Source organism: Hydrogenophaga atypica, from assembly GCF_042665215.1.
Classification (GTDB): Bacteria; Pseudomonadota; Gammaproteobacteria; order Burkholderiales; family Burkholderiaceae_C; genus Hydrogenophaga; species Hydrogenophaga defluvii_A.
Map to the genome: position 1 here is coordinate 11,717 of NZ_JBHTCA010000010.1, position 17,020 is coordinate 28,736.

Genomic DNA, 17,020 nt, shown 5'->3' on the forward strand with positions numbered 1-17,020 from the left:
ACGCCCTCGCGGCGCGGCTGCGGACGACCATTCCCATGACTGAAAAAGACATCAAGATCCTGCGTCTGACCTACCTGCGTGGCCCCAACATCTGGACCTACCGCCCTGTGGTGGAAGCCCTGGTGGACATCGGTGCCCTCGAAGACTGCCCCTCCAACACCCTGCCCGGCTTCACCGAGCGCCTGAGCACCTGGTTGCCCGGCCTGGCCGAACACCGCTGCGGCGTCGGCGAACCCGGTGGCTTTCTGCTGCGGCTGCGCGAAGGCACCTGGCCAGCGCACATCATGGAACACGTGGCCATCGAGCTGCAAAACCTGGCCGGCTCGCCGGTGGGTTTTGGCAAGGCGCGCGAAACCGAACAACGTGGTATCTACAAGCTGGCCGTGCGCGCCCGGCAGGAAGACGTGGGCCTGGCGGCCGTGCGCGCCGCCCGCGAGCTGGTGCTGGCCGCCATCGACGACCGACCCTACGACGTCAAGGCCACGGTGAAGGAGCTTACAGCCATGGTGGACCGACTCTGCCTGGGCCCAAGCACGGCCGCCATTGCCGATGCCGCCGCCGAACGTGGCATCCCGTCCATACGCCTCACCGACGGCAATCTGGTGCAGTTGGGCTATGGCTCGCGCCAGCGCCGCATCTGGACGGCCGAGACCGACCGCACCAGCGCCATCGCCGAAAGCGTGTCGCGCGACAAGGACCTGACCAAGTCCCTGCTCAAGGCCTGTGGCGTGCCCATTCCCGAAGGCGAGATCGTGCACAGCCCAGCCGAAGCCTGGAGCGCGGCGCAGGACATCGGCCTGCCGGTGGTGGTCAAGCCCACCGATGGCAACCACGGTCGTGGCGTGTCACTTGACCTCAAGACCCAGGCGGAAGTGGAAGCGGCCTACCCCATCGCCGAAGCCGAAGGATCCGACGTGATGGTGGAGCGCCACATCCACGGCGAAGAACACCGCCTGCTGGTCGTCGGTGGCAAGCTGGTGGCGGCCTCGCGTGGCGAGGTGGCCAGCATCACCGGCGACGGCGTGCACACCGTCGAACAGCTGATCGAACTGCAGATCAACAGCGATCCGCGCCGTGGTGAAGAAGAAGGTTTCCTGCTCGACACCATCCGTCTGAACGAGCACACCACCGCTGTGCTGGAACTGCAGCGCCAGGGTCTGACCGCCACCAGCGTGCCGGAGGCGGGCCGACACGTGCTGGTGATGCGCACCGGCAACATGGGCCACGACGTGACCGACGACGTGCACCCGGACGTGGCGGAAATGGCCGCACTGGCCGCGCGCGTGGTGGGCCTGGACATCGCCGGCATCGACCTGGTGGCGCGCGACATCTCGCAGCCGCTGGAAAGCCAGGGTGGCGCCATCGTTGAAGTCAACGCTGGCCCCAGCCTGCTGATGCACCTCAAACCCGCTGTGGGCAAACCGCGCCCTTGCGGCGAAGCAGTCGTCAACCACCTGTTCAGCGCCAGCGACAGCGGGCGCATTCCCGTGGTGGGCGTGACCGGCGGCCCCGAGCGCGCCGTGGTGGCCCGCCTGCTGGCCCGCGTCATCCAGCTCAGCGGACCGCTCACCGGCCTGGCCTGTTCGGCCGGCATGTACATCGGCACCCAAAAAGTGGTGTCGGGCAAACCCACCGAATGGGAAGCCGGCCAGCGTTGCCTGATCAACCGCAACATCGAAGCGGCGGTGATCGAGAACAGCCCGCGCAGCATCCTGAAGGAAGGCCTGGCCTACGACCGCTGCCAGGTGGGCATTGTCACCGGCGTGCCCACGCCCGAGGGCATGGACGACCCCTACATCCACGACATGGAGCGTATGCGCCTGGTGCTGCGCACCCAGGTGGATGTGGTGCTGAAACAGGGTTGTGCGGTGCTCAACGCGGACGACGCGGTGGCCTGCGGCCTGGCCGAGTTGTGCGATGGTGAAGTCATCCTGTACGGGACTGACATCAACGCCGACGCGCTGCAGCAACATGGCGCCCAGGGCGGGCGCTTCGTCTCGGCGCGCGGTCAGCAGGTGGTGATGTGCCAGCAACAAACCCAGACACCGCTGCTGGACCTGGCCCAGCCCGCCATTGCCCAGCTGCTGGAGCGTGGCGCGCTGAGCTTGCCCGCCCTGTTGGCGGTGGCCGCCGCCGCCTGGGCCCTGAATGTGTCGCCCGGCCTGGTGCGCGCCGCCGTTGAATCGAGCGCCTCCGTCCTCATCGAATCCTGATCACGACATGCAAGTCTCACGCATTCGCGCCCTGCGCGGCCCCAACCTCTGGACCCGCCACACCGCCATCGAGGCCGTGGTTTCCTGCAGCGAGCAGGAGTGCAGCCTCGAACACCTGCCGGGCTTCGAAGAGCAGCTCAGCCGCCTGTTCCCCGCCATGGGCGCCCTGCCCGTGCCACCCGCCGACGGCAAGCTCAGCACCGCCCACGCGCTGGAGCGCGTGACGCTGGCGCTGCAGGCCCAGGCCGGCTGCGCCGTGAGTTTCAGCCGCACCACCCCTGCGCCCGAAGAGGGCGTTTACCAGGTGGTGGTGCAGTACAGCGAAGAGGCCGTGGGCCGGCTGGCGTTCGACCTCGCCTGCAAGCTGTGCCAGGCCGCGCAGGACGGCGGCAGCTTTGACCTCGAAGACGCGCTGCACCAGCTGCGGGAGATCGACGAGGACGTGCGCCTGGGCCCGTCCACCGGCTCCATCGTGGACGCCGCCGTGGCCCGTGGCATTCCTTACCGCCGGCTCACGCAGGGCAGCCTGGTGCAGTTCGGCTGGGGCGCGCAGCAACGCCGCATCCAGGCCGCCGAGGTCGATTCGACCAGCGCCATCGCCGAGTCCATCGCCCAGGACAAGGAGCTGACCAAGAAGCTGCTGCAGTCGGCCGGTGTGCCGGTGCCCATTGGCCGCCCGGTGGAAGACGCGGACGACGCCTGGGCCGCTGCGCAGGAGATTGGCGTGCCTGTGGTGGTCAAGCCGCGCGACGGCAACCAGGGCAAGGGCGTGGCGGTCAACCTGACCACACGCGAGCAGGTGGTGGCCGGCTTCGAGGCCGCGCGGCACTTCCGCGACGACATCATGGTCGAGAAGTACCTGCCAGGCATCGACTACCGCCTGCTGGTGGTGGGCAACAAGCTGGTGGCAGCTGCCCGACGCGACCCGCCGCTGGTGATTGGCGACGGCCAGCACACGGTGGCCGAGCTGGTGGCCCAGGTCAACGCCGATCCACGTCGGGGCGAAGGCCACGCCACCTCGTTGACCAAGATCCGCTTTGACGACATCGCCCGCGCCCGCCTGGCCGAACAAGGCCTGAACGAACACAGCGTGCCCACGCTGGGCCAGCGCGTGGTGTTGCGCAACAACGCCAACCTGTCCACCGGCGGCACCGCCACCGATGTGACCGACGAGGTCCACCCCGAGGTGGCCGCACGCGCCATCGCGGCGGCGCTGATGGTGGGCCTGGACATCTGCGGCGTGGATGTGGTGTGCGAGAACATTGCCCGCCCGCTGGAAGAACAATCGGGTGGTGTGGTCGAGGTGAACGCCGCGCCGGGCCTGCGCATGCACCTGAGCCCCTCGTTCGGCAAAGGCCGCAACGTGGGCGAAGCGGTCATCAACCACATGTTCCCGCACGGCGATGACGGCCGTGTGCCGGTGGTGGCCGTGACGGGCACCAACGGCAAGACCACCACGGTGCGCTTGATTTCGCACCTGTTGCGCGCCAGCGGTCAGCGTGTGGGCATGACCAACACCGACGGCGTGTACGTGAACGGCCGCCAGACCGACAGCGGCGACTGCAGTGGCCCGCGCAGTGCGCGCAACGTGCTGATGCACCCGGACGTGGACGTGGCCGTGTTCGAAACCGCGCGCGGCGGCATGCTGCGCGAAGGCCTGGCTTATGACCGCTGCCAGGTGGCAGTGGTGACCAACCTGGGCGCCGGTGACCATCTGGGACTGAATTACATCACCACGCTGGAAGACCTGAGCGTGCTCAAGAAGGTCATCGTGCTGAACGTGGCCAACAGCGGCATGGCCGTGCTCAACGCGGCCGATCCCGAGGTGGCCGAAATGGCTGCCGATTGCCCGGGCCAGGTCACCTTCTTTGCCCAGGACGAACACCACCCCGTGATGGCCATGCACCGTGTGCAGGGCAAGCGGGTGGTGTTTGTGCAAGACGGCCACGTGGTGGCCGCAGAAGGTGCCCGCGTGGTGCGCATCCCGCTCACGCAAATTCCCGTCACGCGCGACGGCACCATTGGCTTCCAGGTGGACAACGTGTTGTCTTCGGTGGCCGCCGTGTGGGCGCTGGGTGTGTCGTGGGGCAAGATCTGCGAGGGTCTGGCCAGCTTCGAGAGCAACGCGCGCGCCGTGCCGGGCCGCTTCAACCTGTTCGACCACAAGGGCGCCACGGTGATTGCCGACTACGGCCACAACCCCGACGCCATCCAGGCCCTGACCAGTGCCGTGCTCAACATGCCGGCGCGCGAGCGCTCGGTGGTCATCAGCGGCGCCGGCGACCGGCGCGACGAAGACATCCGCCAGCAGACGCGCATCCTGGGCATGGCTTTCGACGAAGTGGTGTTGTACGAAGATGCGTGCCAGCGGGGGCGCGTCGAGGGTGAGGTGGTGGCCTTGCTGCGCGAAGGTTTGCAGGGCGCTACCAAAACGCGCCGGGTGCACGAGGTCAAAGGTGAGTTCAAAGCCATTGACCTGGCGCTGGACAACCTGCAGCCGGGCGACCTGTGCCTGATCCTGATCGATCAGGTGGAAGAGGCGCTGGCGCACATCGCGAAGAAGACCGGGTCCTCCTGAGCGGTTTCCCCTGTTCGCGTCGCCTGACGGGTTGGCAGGGCCAGGCGGCGCGTGCGTGTGGGCTCCGGCCACTCGCGGGCGGCCACCTCGCGATGCCACTGCCTTGGCGTCAACAACCGCGTTTGGCGCTCAGCCTCTGGGGCAACCGCGAATCAGGCCTTCTCCCACACGCACACCCCGCCTGGCCTCAGACGCGTTGCTGGCACGCCCATGGTGACACGCGACTTTGTGTACACAGGCGGCTGGTGGGGTCTGCGGGCAAAGGCCTGATTCGCGGTTGCCCCAGAGGTTGCGCGCCAGCACGGCCTTGACGAAGTGACCCGCGTGTGCCCGGGCAGACGCCCGCGAGTGGCCGGCGCCCGCAGACCACGCCAGCCACCTGGCGCGAGGTCCACGAACGAAAACTCAACCAGCCAACATCAAGGCACCAAAGTCAAAACAGACCGGAACTCTGAAGGCGACATCTTCAAAGCTCGGTACTGCACCGCAGCCCATTCAGGGCTCATGTCGCGGTATCTGTCTGAAAACACGTTGCCGCTCTGCCCCGTCTGGTAGATGAAGCGCGAGTTTTCCAGATCCGACAAGTCGTACAAAGCCCGCAGGCTGGCGGCGTGGCGGTTGGCGTAGGGGGCGTCTTTTTTGTCCAGGTGGTATTGCCCCACGTTCACGGTGAAAGGGTCGCCACCGGTGGGCACACGCACCTCGAACAGCTTGGCCAGCGGCGCCACGTTGCTGAAGGGGCGGTGGATGGAGATGGCCGGGTGGGCATCGCCCCAGCGCCAGGTGGCCACGTCCTTGCCGTGCACGGCCTGCAGGCGGTCGAGCGCACGGGTCAGTGCCTCGCTCAAGGGCTGTGCACAGCCGCCTGGGCCACACCAGGTGGTGTCGTCGCGAGCCAGAATGTCTTCCACCCCGGCACGGAACAGCCGTTTGCCGTACAGCTTTTCAAAACGCGCCTGCCCCACCCGGCCACCGAACACCCCACGCGTGAATTCATCCACCCACGCGCTGTAGATCAAGGGCGCAGCGCTGTCCACCCGCATGTCACCGTCAAAACCCTGCAGTTGGGCCAATGCGCTGGTGGCCAGCGGGTGGTCGGCGCGCACCTTCAGCAGATGGGGCAACAGAAAACGTGTGGCTAGCGACACCTGGTCGCCGTGCAGCGCCTGCATGCTCGCCAGGTCGTGTTTTTCGGTCTGGGCCAGCAGTTCTTCGATGCGCTGCTGACGCCACGGCGGCGCCCAGTCCTGCGTGATGAAGTGCGGGTAGTCGGGCCCGTGGATGCGCTGGTTGGCGGTGGCAATCCAGCCCTTGGCACCGTTGTCCTGCGGCGTGTCTTCGTAGGGCAGCCAGCCGCTCCAGTCGTAGCGCGCGTCCCACCCTGGTGAGGGGGCCACCCCCCGGATGTCGTTGCCGGCCGCACGCACCGGCACCTTGCCGGCGGCCTTGTAGGCAATACGGCCCGACACGTCGGCCATCACCACGTTCTGCATGGGCGAGTGGAAGTGGCGGTAGGCCTCGATCAAATCGCCCACCGATTGCGCCTGGTTGGACAACACCCCAGCCAACACGTTGGTGTTGTCGGCATCCAGCGCGGTCCAGCGCAGCGCGAGCACGTGTTTGGTGGTGTCCAGCACCTCGCTGTGCGACGCTTGCGCGTCGCTGAGCACCGGGCCGTGGCGGGTGCTGCGCACCACGTGCTTCACGTCGGGTTGGCCTTTGACGCGGATGGTCTCCTCGCGGGTGGCGAAGTCGGCCCATGCGGTCTGGCCTTCGGGCGCCGGCACGCGGTACTGCGCCGGATTGGCCGGGTTGATCTGCTCTAGGTACAGGTCTTGCACATCAGGTCCGGTGTTGGTGAACCCCCAGGCCACGGTGGCGGTGCGCCCCAGCACGACCGACGGCAGGCCAGGCAAGGTGGCGCCGATGACGTCGAGGGCGGGCTGCCCATCCGCCGCCGGGGCCTGCAGGCGCGCGAAGTACCAGATGGCGGGTGCACTCAGGCCCAGGTGCGGGTCGTTGGCGAGCCAGGGTTTGCCGGTGGCACTGCGGCTGCCGGCCACCACCCAGTTGTTGCTGCCCTTGCCATCCACGTTGCCCACCTCCTGCGTCCAGGCCACCACCTCTTGTGCCAGTTGGGCGCGCAGGCGCTCGGCAGGGCTGCCGTTGTTGGGCAACAGTGGCGCCGCAGCGGTTTTCTCTGCGGCTTTGTAGACCCCGAGATCGCGGTACAGCTTGGCCAGATCGGCGCTGGCCGCAGGCGGCTCCCCAGGGTATGGCGGCAAGGCCTGCCACAGGGCGGCGGTGTCCAGCACCTGCAGCATGGACAAGCGTGCGAACTCGTTGCCCCAGTTGCCGCCCAGGTCCAGCGCCATCATGACGGACCAGCCCATGCTGTCGAGCACGTCCCAGTACTGGCCAGCCTGGGCGGCCTCGCGTGGATTGACCTGCAGGATCTGGAACTCGGGCGACAAGGCCTGTGTGCCCTCGGCGTAGAAAGCGTTGATGCCCTGCACATAGGCCTCCACCTGTGCCTTGGCGCCAGCAGGTAACCGGTCCCAGTGCGCCTGTGCGGCCTGCCGGATCCCCAGCGTGCGCATGAGTTTGTCGGTTTCCAGCGTGGCCGGGCCCAACAAGGCCGACAATTCCCCGCGCATGATGCGGCGGTTGAAGTCCAGCTGCCAGCCACGTTCCTGCGCGTGCACATAGCCAATGGCGCGCATGGCGTCCAGGGGACTCTGCGCCAGAACGTGGGTCACGTCGGACGGATCGCGCTTGACCTCCACCGTGCCCTTCAGCACGCTCAGACGCAACTGCCCATCGAGCTGGGGCAGGCTGCGCTGCACATACACACCGAGTGCCACGCCCAGCACCACCAACAAGGCCAACATGGCCCACACAACCCGTTTGATCCACCGCACAACCGTCTCCTTCTAGTTGTTTGGAGCCACTCAGCCCCAATAAATCAGCGCGTCGCGCCCTTCTGTCATCAGCCGCACCTTGTGCCCCACGGGCAGCAGCACCTTGGTGGGCAGGTGGCCAAACGGCAGGCCGGTCAACACGGGCAGCTTGAGCTGCGAACGCAGCCAGGCCACCACGGCGGGCATGTCGAAGCCCCGGTCGTAGCCGGGCACCAGCTTGTAGCCGCTGAAGCTGCCCAGCACGATGGCCTTCTGGCGCGCCAGAACGCCGGCGTGCAGCAGTTGGGTCAGCATGCGCTCCACACGATAAGGGTGCTCCGCCACATCCTCCAGGAACAGCACACCGCCTTTGACCTCGGGCAGGTAAGGCGTGCCCACCAGCGAGCACAACACGCTGAGGTTGCCGCCCCACAGGGTGGCGGGCGCGGTTTTCCAGTTGTCCAGCTGCGGATGGGCCTTGAGGTCGGCCGCAGGCAGGCGCCAGCCGGCGCCTTCGCCGTGGCCGTCGATGAGGTCGTCAAAACAGGCTTCCATGATCATGTCGGGCGAACCGTCGGCCTCCACCTGGCCACCAAAGTCCTCGCCCACCGCCGGGCCCGCCCACGTGGTCGCCCCCGTTTTGGCCAGCACCGCCATCTGAAAGGCCGTGAAGTCGCTCAGGCCCACCCATTGCGTGCCTTTTTCAATGCTCTTGGCAACGGCTTTGAAAGGCAGCTCGGGCAGGATGCGGGTGAGGCCGTAACCACCGCGCGAGATCATCACCACGTCGGCGCCACTGGCCGCTGCGCGGCCGATGGCGGCCAGGCGTGTGGCATCGTCGCCGGCAAAACGCTGGTGGTGGCTGCGTGCGTCGGCGTCCAGCTCGACCTGATGGCCCAACGCCTTGAGCCGTGTCAGGCCACGCTGGAACGCGGCCTTGTCGCGCACCGAACTGCTGGGGGAATGGATGTAGATGTGTGCCATGGGCGTCTGGGGACAAAAAATCAAGCAGAAAACTGGGACAGGGCGGCGCGGGCGCACGCCTCGTCGGGCGCGGGTGCTGCGCTTGGGCAGATGGCGGTATTTTCCAATGCGGCCCGCCAGCGCAAAAAGGCGCGTGGCCCGGCGCGGTGGCCCTGGTCGGGGAATGGGGCGTCCGCAGCTTGTCGGGCATCCTGGTCGTTGGCACCTTCGGGAGCTACCGCCCAATGACCCACAAAACGTTGGGGCGCCGCCTGCAGCAGCAGGTCCCCCAGGGCATCGCCCTGAGGCATCACCAGCACCACGCGCTTCAAATCCAGGTGGGTCAACAGCTGCAGCAGCGTCTGAAGGTGCCACTGGAGGCTGTGGACAGCTTCTTTTTTGGGCTTGTCGCTTTTGCCGAAGCCGATCAGATCGGGCGCGACCACTCGGTGTCCGGCGGCCAGAAAGACCGGGATCATCTGGCGGTACATGTGGCTCCAGCCGGGGTGACCGTGTTGGCACCACCACGTCAGGGGTGCGTCTGGTGGGCCTTCGTCCAGATAGTGCAGACGCAGGCCGGCCAAACTGGGCAGATGGCTCACAAACCGCGGCACCCAAGGGTAGCCGGTAAGGGGGGCAAAACGTGCCTCTGGCGTGCGCAGGGCATCCTCCCGCAGCGGGTGGGGGTTGTTGGCACGCTGGGCCAGGCGCCGATGGGCAAAAAAGGCCTGCAGCAACTCGGCGCCCTCTTCCTTGAGCACGCCACCGCACACCTGTGTCTGGTGGTTGAGTCGGGGTTCACCAAACAGATCGACCACCGAACCGGCGGCGCCAGTTTTGGGCTCGCTGGCGCCAAACACCACGCGGGCCACACGTGCGTGCAGCGCGGCCTGCGCGCACATGGCGCAAGGCTCCAGCGTCACGTACAGCTCGCAGCCGTCCAGGCGGTAGTTGCCCAGGCTTTGGGCACCATCGCGCAGCACCAGCATTTCGGCGTGTGCGCTGGGGTCGTGTGAGGTGATGGGCTGGTTGTGCGCGGCGGCCAGCACTTCGATGTGCTCGGCCCGGCGGCGCACCAGCACAGCGCCCACCGGCACCTCACCCGCGTCCGCGGCGTCACGCGCCCGTGCCAGGGCCAGGCGCATGATGTCCTCGTCCGTGGCGTGTGGGGGCAAAAAGTGGTCGGCCTGCATGGGCCGCCAGTGTAGGTCAGGCAGCAGGCAAGGCCTGTCGCGGGGCCATGCCGAGATCGTCCATCCACCGCCCCAGGGCCTGCTCATCAGGGGAACCCGCGCGGTAGGCCGCCCGCATGGCGGCGTGCGATTCTTTGCGGTGCTGGTTGAGCTTGAGCTTGCACTGTCGCGCCCGCACCTTCAACTCAAACGCCACGATGCCACCCAGCATGCGGTGGGCAAAGTCCGGGTCGAGGTCGCGCCACTGCTGCGCGTAGGCGGGTTCGTGGTCCGCAATGAGTTGTTTGAGCAGCGCGTCCTTGGCTTCGTCGCCGTCCAAAATGCGGGCCTCCACCTGGCAATGCACCGCGAGGTAGTTCCAGGTGGGCACGCGGGCCAGGTCGGGGTAGACCTTGGGCGAGAGGTAGGCGTGTGGCCCCAGAAAAGTCACCAGCGCTTGGGGCCGCCTGGCCAGATAGCCCGCGTGGGGGTTGGCGCGGGCGCAGTGGCCCAGCAGGGTCCAGCGCTCCCCCTCTTCCTGCAGGTGCAGGGGCAGGTGCGTGACAAACGGAAAACCGTCGTCGTCGTTGGAAATCAAGCTGGCGAATGGGTGCTCGCGCACCAAGCGGGCGGCGAGCGCCGGGTCATCGGATTTGAAGTGGGGTGGCAGGTACATGGGGGGGCTCCTCAGCACTAACTGTAGCGCCCCACGTTTGTGTCATGTTTGCTGCATTGGCATCACATTGATACGCGTGCACACCCTCGCGATCTGATGACCGCTCGAAGCCATCAGGTGCCAGCCGTCGCCTGACGTTCAATCACTCCCACTCCATCATCAACAAGCCTCCCAAACCCGCATGGTTAAAGGACTTGGCTGTGATCGACATGGGGCCATACCGTCGCTTTTACCGTCAGAAGCGCAGATCTTTTGCTGGCGCGGGAGATGGAGCGATTTGCGGGGAAGCGATTCTGGCGACACCATCATCAATCAGGGTCTAGGATAGCGGAAATCGGCCCTCGTCAAAAGCAAAGCGCAACCATTGATTGCGCAACGAAGCCGCAATAGACGACATCCGCTAGTCGTCGGTTCCTCGCTCCTGATGCCGCCACGCTTCCAGGAACTCAGTGACCTCTGGAGATGTACCTCCAGCGCCGACCTCCTCCACGCGTCGCCGAAACTCCGCTACATCCATCAAGCGGTCTAGGCTCTTCACTTGTGCCCGAGTCGTCCGCTTCGCCACAAGATCACCGAGGCCACCTATTCCAAGACCCTGACTCCAGCCGTACGAAGTGAATGCAACGGCGAACTGATTGACCCCCTCGTCGGTAGTCAACTGCGCGGCAGTCCATTGTTTGACCGCCGCACCGTCGTCGTTGACCAGCTCACGCCAACGATACAGCAGATGAGCCAGATCTTGACTTTTGAGGAGCGAGGCATCTTTCGAAGCATCCGCGATCCGATCCCCAAGAAGTTTCCGCAGCGTCTCTGCATCAGCGGCAGTCGTCAGACACTTGTCTTCGGGCTCCGGCTCCCTCCCCTCGCGAGGGTGGTAGTCTGTCCACGCCGAATCAGCAAAGCTGGCCAACCACCCCAACGAAGCTGTTTGGCATGCGGCGACGTAGATGGCTGACCGCTGCTCCAGCGTAAGACGGTCCCTTGTAAGACTGCGCAACAGCCAATGCAAGCGCATTTCGTTGCTTGCCATGCTGAAGGCCCCGCCACGGTCTGCCTCGACATTGATCTCATCGGCCACCGCGAAGAGTCCTTTCAGTAGCGGTTGGATATGCGCCGTGTCGACCTTCTCGGCATGCAAGTTGAGCTCGTCAAGTATCACGGCCGCCTTCGTTCCACCTGAAGGCCGTAGAACTAGGGCAGCCCTTTGCATTTCGGCAGCGATAAACGCGGAGTCCTGCGCTTTCGCAATCAGTGCATCCAGTTCCGCTGCAGAAAGAACTTCCGCGCCTATGGCGAAGCGAAAGTACGCATCGAAATGAGATGCTGAACAGACACGCCGCTCGACGGCCCATCGGCGTCCGAAATCCCCACCATAGTGCATGTTTCCCCAAACAGCCTCAAGCACCGGAAACATCCTCATCATGGTGTTGCGCAGCCGCTCGCGCTGAGCGCCCACAGACGAACGCAGCAGCAAATCTTCGTATTCCTTTGCTCGCGCCCCTCGGTCATCGCGCTCGCCACCTGCCAGGCGGCACAGACGATCCTTGTTCTGGCGGACTGCGCGGTAAATGTCTGGGTGCAATAGCCTTAGGGCAATGCTGATCAAGGTCCACCGTTGTCGCTTCTCAAACGTTATCCGCAGATGAAGCAGCAGACCCTGGCAATGGCCGCAGATCAAGACAACGGATTCGAGCAGTCGCGCAAGCCCACCCGACGTGAAGAGTTCTTGCGGACCATGGAGACAATAGTGCCTTGGGCCGCCCTGTGCCAGGTGATAGAGCCGCACTACCCCAAGGCCGGCAACGGCCGTCCGCCCATTGGGTTGGAGCGCATGCTGCGCATCCATTTTCTTCAGCACTGGTTCAACCTGGCCGATCTGGCGTGCGAGGAGGCTCTGTATGACAGTGCCAGTCTGCGCCGCTTTGTGGGGATTGACCTGGGCCGCGAACGCGTGCCCGACGCCACCACGCTGCTGAAGTTTCGCAAACTGCTCAATGAGCAAAAACTGGGTGAAGCCCTGTTTGCCAAGGTAGGCCAGCAATTGCAGGAGCGCGGCTTCAAGGTCAACACCGGCACCATCGTGGATGCCACGATCATCGCAGCGCCCAGCTCCACCAAGAACGCCGACAAGGCGCGCGACCCCGATATGCACCAGACACGCAAAGGCCAGCAATGGTATTTCGGCATGAAGCTGCACATTGGCGTGGACAGCCAAAGCGGGCTGGCGCACAGCGCCGTGGTGACGGCGGCCAACGTGCATGACAAACACCCTCTGCCCAATCTGCTGCATGGCAATGAGCGGCGTGTGTACGGCGACTCGGCCTATGCCAGCCAGAAAGCACTGATAGCGAGCAAGGCCCCCAAGGCCAAGGACTTCACCAACCAGCGCACCCGCCGTGCAGGCGAGGTGGACGAAGTTCAGCGGGCCAAGAACCGCAACAAATCGCGGGTGCGTGCCCGGGTCGAGCATGTCTTTGCGGTGGTCAAGCGCCTGTGGGGATTCACCAAGGTGCGCTACCGCGGGCTTCAGAAGAACGCCACGCGGGCGTTCACGGCCTTGGCGCTGGCCAACATCTACCTGGGCCGAGGGCAATTGCTGGGACAGGTGCGCCCGTAGGGGTTTGAAGGGGGCTGAAAGCCTCCAGAGAGCGGGCTCAGCGGGCCGAGATTCGGCAGCGTTTCACGCCATTTGGCATTCAAATGGTTCGTGCCATGGATTGACGCTACTTGATCAGCATTGCCTTAGAACTTCCAAGGCGACAAAGTCTGCTGGATCGACTTCGCCCGCTACCGCGGGCCAAGTTACAGCCAGCGAATTCGTGAAACGTGCTACGTCTCGTGGGGTGCGCATTTCGGGTGCCACCCCTTCGTGAAAGATGTTCATGAACCGGAGCAGTCGCTCCTCCGACAGGTCGCCGCAGATGGCTCCGATCTGTGCAAGAAGATGCCGGTGGACATCGGTGGTCATCGGCTCCGGCAGCTCGAACGCCGCCTGGACGATCTTCTCCAAGTAGTGCGGCCCCTCCGAAGGAAACCGCTCACTGACAATCTTCTCAGCCAGTTGCCGGTCGTACACCAGCAGGTACATGACATTCGGCAAGCGACCGACCGACTTTACCAACCGGAAAATCAGCAGCGCCTCGTCTGGCGAGAGCCGATCAATGTCATCGATAACGACCAGGAACCGCCGAGGCTGCTCCGCCAGCGCTTTCGAGAGGTCTGCATGCAACTTCTCCACGCCCTCCTCTTGCTGGATCAATCCACCGAGCCATTCCATGGCCCCACCAGCCACACCGCCCGCGCCGCCTGCACCCGCAAGATCTGCCGCACTGCCCAAGACCGCCCCGGCCTTCAAGAGTCGGGCGCCGAGCTTCGGGAGAGACTTTTTCAGTTTCTCTCCCAATGTCGGCGACAGGCCTGCATATAGCTCCCGGAAAAAAGCCAGTGCAAGCGCCTCTTCACCCCGGAACCACCAACAGGTGAAATCGATGACCGCAATGTCACCTCCTTTCACGGCACCATCAAGGTGGTGTCGGATGAGGTTCAAGGCGCTGCTCTTGCCGGAACCCCAGGGCCCGTTCAAGGCGATGACGGACCCCGCCGGGGACTTGATCTTGAGAATGCTCTTGGCTAAAGCCGCAGCAAACGGATCGATCCCAAAGCGGTCTTCCGATGGCGTTGATATGGGTTGGTCATTGTGCGAAAGATCATTCACGATTGGCCCCGATCCTTGATGATGGTCTGTATTTGTCATATGGCATTCAGGACGCTTCCGAAATGCGCTGAACGACAAGCGCCAGCAGTTCCTGCGCTTCCTTCGTCCGGATCAGATGCGGAGAATGAGGACGGGCTGTGATGATTTTTCCCAGTTCCATCGGTTCGACAAAGCTATAGCTATTTTTCGGCGCTTTACCAGCGCGTTGAGCGCCCTCCCACTTCAAGCTCATGAGCGTTGATTCGCAATGGTTGCAAATCCGTGTCAGTGGCGCCCAAGCGCCGCGCCCGGTTACGAGCCTCATCGCAAATATAACTTTGCCCTGCTCTCCCACGTACACCAGTTCATGCTTGCTGCGCTGGCAAATAGGGCAGCACCAATCCTCTGGCAAGGCCTCCCATGAGCGACCATGCGACTCTTCGGTGCGCAACATTGCGAGGTAGTTCGCCGGAAGCATCTTTCCTGGTTTCTGCGTGACCTGCCGCCATCGCGACAAGTTCGGAGCCGAGACCTTCGTGTTGGCGCCCAGCGCCCTCAGCAGCGGATCGGCATATGCCCATCGGGCGATCTCCGACTCGACGCCCCGTCGAGCGAAGCCAAAAACGGGAATGGGATCAGTTGCTCGCGCATGAGGTTCATACCAGTGGGCATCGGTCGCCGCGGCCTGAGCTACCGCGCGGATGAGCTTCATGCGCAGTTTGTAGGCAGGTTCTGCTTCTTCCCACACCGCCCCTGCCCGCGCCGGTTCAACCAGATGCGGACGGTGATCGGCGGAACTGATAAAACGTCTGATCTGTCCAATGGAGAATGAAAAGTATGACGGCGATCCGGCCAGTTTCTTTGCTTCGGTGTCGGCGTTATTGCAGTCCTCGCATACCAGGACCTCAGCGTATGCGGCAAAGGCATCGCCCATGCGCTCCACCAGTCGCCATCCATCGATTTGTTCCACGCGGGTGCCAGCAACTTCAAAGGCGCTGTGGAATGCAGCCTTCATGGCTTCGCCCATGTGATCGTGGTGAACCACCAGTTTTGCCAGGATCTGCCCCTTCTTGCCCACCCGGGAGACCTGAAACTTGGATCGGCCGCAACACGGGCAAATCCAGTCCTGCGACGATCCGACCCAGTTGCTGTTCATTTCGAAGTCTGTGACTCCATGTCGAGCGCGAATGCGCTCAGATAGTGGCGACTCCACACCGTCCAGGCTGGTGATATCCCCGGTTTTGACGGACTCGACGAGGGCAGCCATCGCCTCTTTTCGGAGTTCTATTTCTTCGTTGAGTGTGTATGGCCCCGGATGTTCGAGACACCACTTCATGAAGCAGCTTTGCTCGTAGCGTTCTTCACTCATGGTGCACTGCGCCGCTCGTCAAAGAAAGGACGCCGTGCTTCTTCAACAGCCGATCGAAGAATGTCGCTGCTACTTGTTGGGCATTAGACCCGACAGTCCAAGACAGCAGATCGACATCCATGAATTCTTGGCCACCGAAACGGTAGACCTCGTATCCCGCCAACTTCAATCGACGATCTTCCATCGCCATCTCCGCATAACGTTTTGAGTTTGCGATGTACAGGTCGGGGTCCGCTGTATCCTGCACCGCATAGTGATGCCGACCATCTACTTCGAGGACGATGCGGGCGCCCTGGGCAAGAATCAACAGAAAATCCATGCGCTGGCGCGCTAGGACTTGTTCATCCCCCCGCTCTCGCCGCGTATATGGGTCATAGTGCAGATAGACCTGCGGAAGCAGGACGGGCATCTTCGAGCCGAGCAGTGCCCCATAACGCTCGTAGTAGCAATGAAACAGTGCGTATTCCCCCGCCGACTGGGCACTACGCACCGACTGCAGTAGCCGGCGATACAACTGCGCCTTCGCAGCGCTGGCGTCGGACACCCCATGCGCCTGTGCCCACCAGTCCTGTAGATCCTGCCAAAGCAGCAGCCCTGAGCTAGGCAAGGGTCGATCAAAGACCAAGACCTTATCGGCATTTTTCACGATCTCCACGTCATTGTTAACGGCATCGCGGAACACCAACTGCGGCTTCTCGCCGATCGACGCAAAAATGAGATTCTTCATCTCACCTGCCACGCCGAGCTGACTACGGACAACACCATAGATTGCATAGCCGGACTCGGCGCCGATCTGTCTGACCGTGAAGCCGTCGCGTTTCAAGGATTGAGTGATGCGCTCTGCAAGTTCTCCCTGCTCCGCATCACGTCGGGTCATCGGATGGAGCAGCTTTTCCAGCAAGCCGAAGAAGCGGGCCTGGCTGCAAGTCAGAGCACCGCAGCGAGTCAGCAACTCTTCGTGCGACCAGTCATCGTTGCGAATGCAATGCTGAACAATCTGCCGCTCAAGACTGTCGCATCCGAGGATGCCCCCAGGGTCATCCCGGATGATGCTGACGCCAAAAATCTCGCTCAGGCTGTCGAGCAATGGCAGTTCGCCGAACAGCAGCGACAGCGGATTGATCGCCTTCAAGACATCGCGCCGCACCAGTTCGCTGATCCGGTGCTCGGCATGTCGAGTCATCTCGCTCACGGTGTCGCTCAGGTCCTCGGAGGCACACTCAAGGAGGGTCGCCTCAGCGACGTGCAGCAGATCAGCCCGGCTCAGTGACAACAGCCTGCTCTTCACATACATGCGCTTGCTGCCAAAGGCTTCCGTCCCGTCACTCTCCTCTATCGAGCCCTGGATGCCGAGGCGCACACATGCCGCGGGGACGTTATATGCCTTGACGCTGGCCGCAATGGCTTCCGCGATGTGGTCGCGCAGCGTTTCCAGAGGAACGACGATGGCCATGG

General features: G+C 64.0%; 11 protein-coding genes. 3 read left to right on the forward strand and 8 right to left on the reverse strand.

Features of this window, described 5'->3' with window-relative positions; all coding sequences use genetic code 11:
• Positions 1-35: 35 nt before the first annotated feature.
• Both ACFQPB_RS13735 and cphA read left to right on the forward strand, forming a co-directional pair.
• Positions 36-2,213: a cyanophycin synthetase gene (locus tag ACFQPB_RS13735; protein ID WP_382224238.1), complete on the forward strand. Its 2,178-nt coding sequence runs from the start codon at positions 36-38 to the stop codon at positions 2,211-2,213.
• Positions 2,214-2,220: 7 nt separating this feature from the next.
• On the forward strand, positions 2,221-4,791 hold the full coding sequence (gene cphA, locus ACFQPB_RS13740) for a cyanophycin synthetase (RefSeq protein ID WP_382224241.1): 2,571 nt from the start codon (positions 2,221-2,223) through the stop codon (positions 4,789-4,791).
• A 419-nt stretch (positions 4,792-5,210) separates the two neighbouring features.
• On the opposite strand, the gene ACFQPB_RS13745 is transcribed toward cphA, so the two are convergent.
• The 5 genes from ACFQPB_RS13745 to ACFQPB_RS13765 all read right to left on the reverse strand — a co-directional run bounded on the left by ACFQPB_RS13745 (position 5,211) and on the right by ACFQPB_RS13765 (position 12,108).
• Positions 5,211-7,712: a penicillin acylase family protein gene (locus tag ACFQPB_RS13745; RefSeq protein ID WP_382224244.1), complete on the reverse strand. Its 2,502-nt coding sequence runs from the start codon at positions 7,710-7,712 to the stop codon at positions 5,211-5,213.
• Between the two features lie 30 nt (positions 7,713-7,742).
• Positions 7,743-8,675, reverse strand: coding sequence for an LD-carboxypeptidase (locus ACFQPB_RS13750; RefSeq protein ID WP_382224247.1), 933 nt, complete (start codon positions 8,673-8,675; stop codon positions 7,743-7,745).
• A 20-nt stretch (positions 8,676-8,695) separates the two neighbouring features.
• Positions 8,696-9,847 (reverse strand): tRNA adenosine(34) deaminase TadA, encoded by a 1,152-nt coding sequence (gene tadA, locus ACFQPB_RS13755; protein ID WP_382224250.1) that lies wholly within the window; start codon positions 9,845-9,847, stop codon positions 8,696-8,698.
• Positions 9,848-9,863: 16 nt separating this feature from the next.
• A complete protein-coding gene (locus tag ACFQPB_RS13760) occupies positions 9,864-10,502 on the reverse strand; it encodes an FMN-binding negative transcriptional regulator (RefSeq protein ID WP_382224252.1) in 639 nt (212 codons plus the stop codon).
• A 400-nt stretch (positions 10,503-10,902) separates the two neighbouring features.
• Positions 10,903-12,108, reverse strand: a complete 1,206-nt coding sequence (locus ACFQPB_RS13765) for a hypothetical protein (protein WP_382224255.1) — start codon at positions 12,106-12,108, stop codon at positions 10,903-10,905.
• Between the two features lie 36 nt (positions 12,109-12,144).
• On the opposite strand from ACFQPB_RS13765, the gene ACFQPB_RS13770 reads away from it, so the two are divergent.
• Positions 12,145-13,119 carry an IS5 family transposase gene (locus ACFQPB_RS13770; protein ID WP_382224477.1) on the forward strand — a complete coding sequence of 325 codons (975 nt, stop codon included), beginning with the start codon at positions 12,145-12,147 and terminating at the stop codon, positions 13,117-13,119.
• Positions 13,120-13,233: 114 nt separating this feature from the next.
• On the opposite strand, the gene ACFQPB_RS13775 is transcribed toward ACFQPB_RS13770, so the two are convergent.
• Genes ACFQPB_RS13775 through ACFQPB_RS13785 form a run of 3 tightly spaced genes read right to left on the reverse strand, consistent with a single transcriptional unit; the run spans position 13,234 to position 17,018 of the window.
• On the reverse strand, positions 13,234-14,217 hold the full coding sequence (locus tag ACFQPB_RS13775) for a KAP family P-loop NTPase fold protein (RefSeq protein ID WP_382224258.1): 984 nt from the start codon (positions 14,215-14,217) through the stop codon (positions 13,234-13,236).
• A gap of 46 nt (positions 14,218-14,263) precedes the next feature.
• Positions 14,264-15,565 carry a rubredoxin gene (locus tag ACFQPB_RS13780; RefSeq protein WP_382224261.1) on the reverse strand — a complete coding sequence of 434 codons (1,302 nt, stop codon included), beginning with the start codon at positions 15,563-15,565 and terminating at the stop codon, positions 14,264-14,266.
• A complete protein-coding gene (locus ACFQPB_RS13785) occupies positions 15,558-17,018 on the reverse strand; it encodes an AbiJ-related protein (protein WP_382224264.1) in 1,461 nt (486 codons plus the stop codon). Before ACFQPB_RS13785 ends, ACFQPB_RS13780 begins: the two co-directional genes overlap by 8 nt.
• Between the last annotated feature and the right edge of the window lie 2 nt (positions 17,019-17,020).

Excerpts from the sequence above, each read along its gene's own strand:
- ACFQPB_RS13735 (WP_382224238.1), top strand. The coding sequence starts at position 36 with ATGACTGAAAAAGACATCAAGATCCTGCGTCTGACCTACCTGCGTGGC.
- cphA (WP_382224241.1), top strand. The coding sequence starts at position 2,221 with ATGCAAGTCTCACGCATTCGCGCCCTGCGCGGCCCCAACCTCTGGACC.
- ACFQPB_RS13750 (WP_382224247.1), bottom strand. The coding sequence starts at position 8,675 with ATGGCACACATCTACATCCATTCCCCCAGCAGTTCGGTGCGCGACAAG.
- tadA (WP_382224250.1), bottom strand. The coding sequence starts at position 9,847 with ATGCAGGCCGACCACTTTTTGCCCCCACACGCCACGGACGAGGACATC.
- ACFQPB_RS13760 (WP_382224252.1), bottom strand. The coding sequence starts at position 10,502 with ATGTACCTGCCACCCCACTTCAAATCCGATGACCCGGCGCTCGCCGCC.
- ACFQPB_RS13770 (WP_382224477.1), top strand. The coding sequence starts at position 12,145 with ATGAAGCAGCAGACCCTGGCAATGGCCGCAGATCAAGACAACGGATTC.
- ACFQPB_RS13780 (WP_382224261.1), bottom strand. The coding sequence starts at position 15,565 with ATGAGTGAAGAACGCTACGAGCAAAGCTGCTTCATGAAGTGGTGTCTC.
- ACFQPB_RS13785 (WP_382224264.1), bottom strand. The coding sequence starts at position 17,018 with ATGGCCATCGTCGTTCCTCTGGAAACGCTGCGCGACCACATCGCGGAA.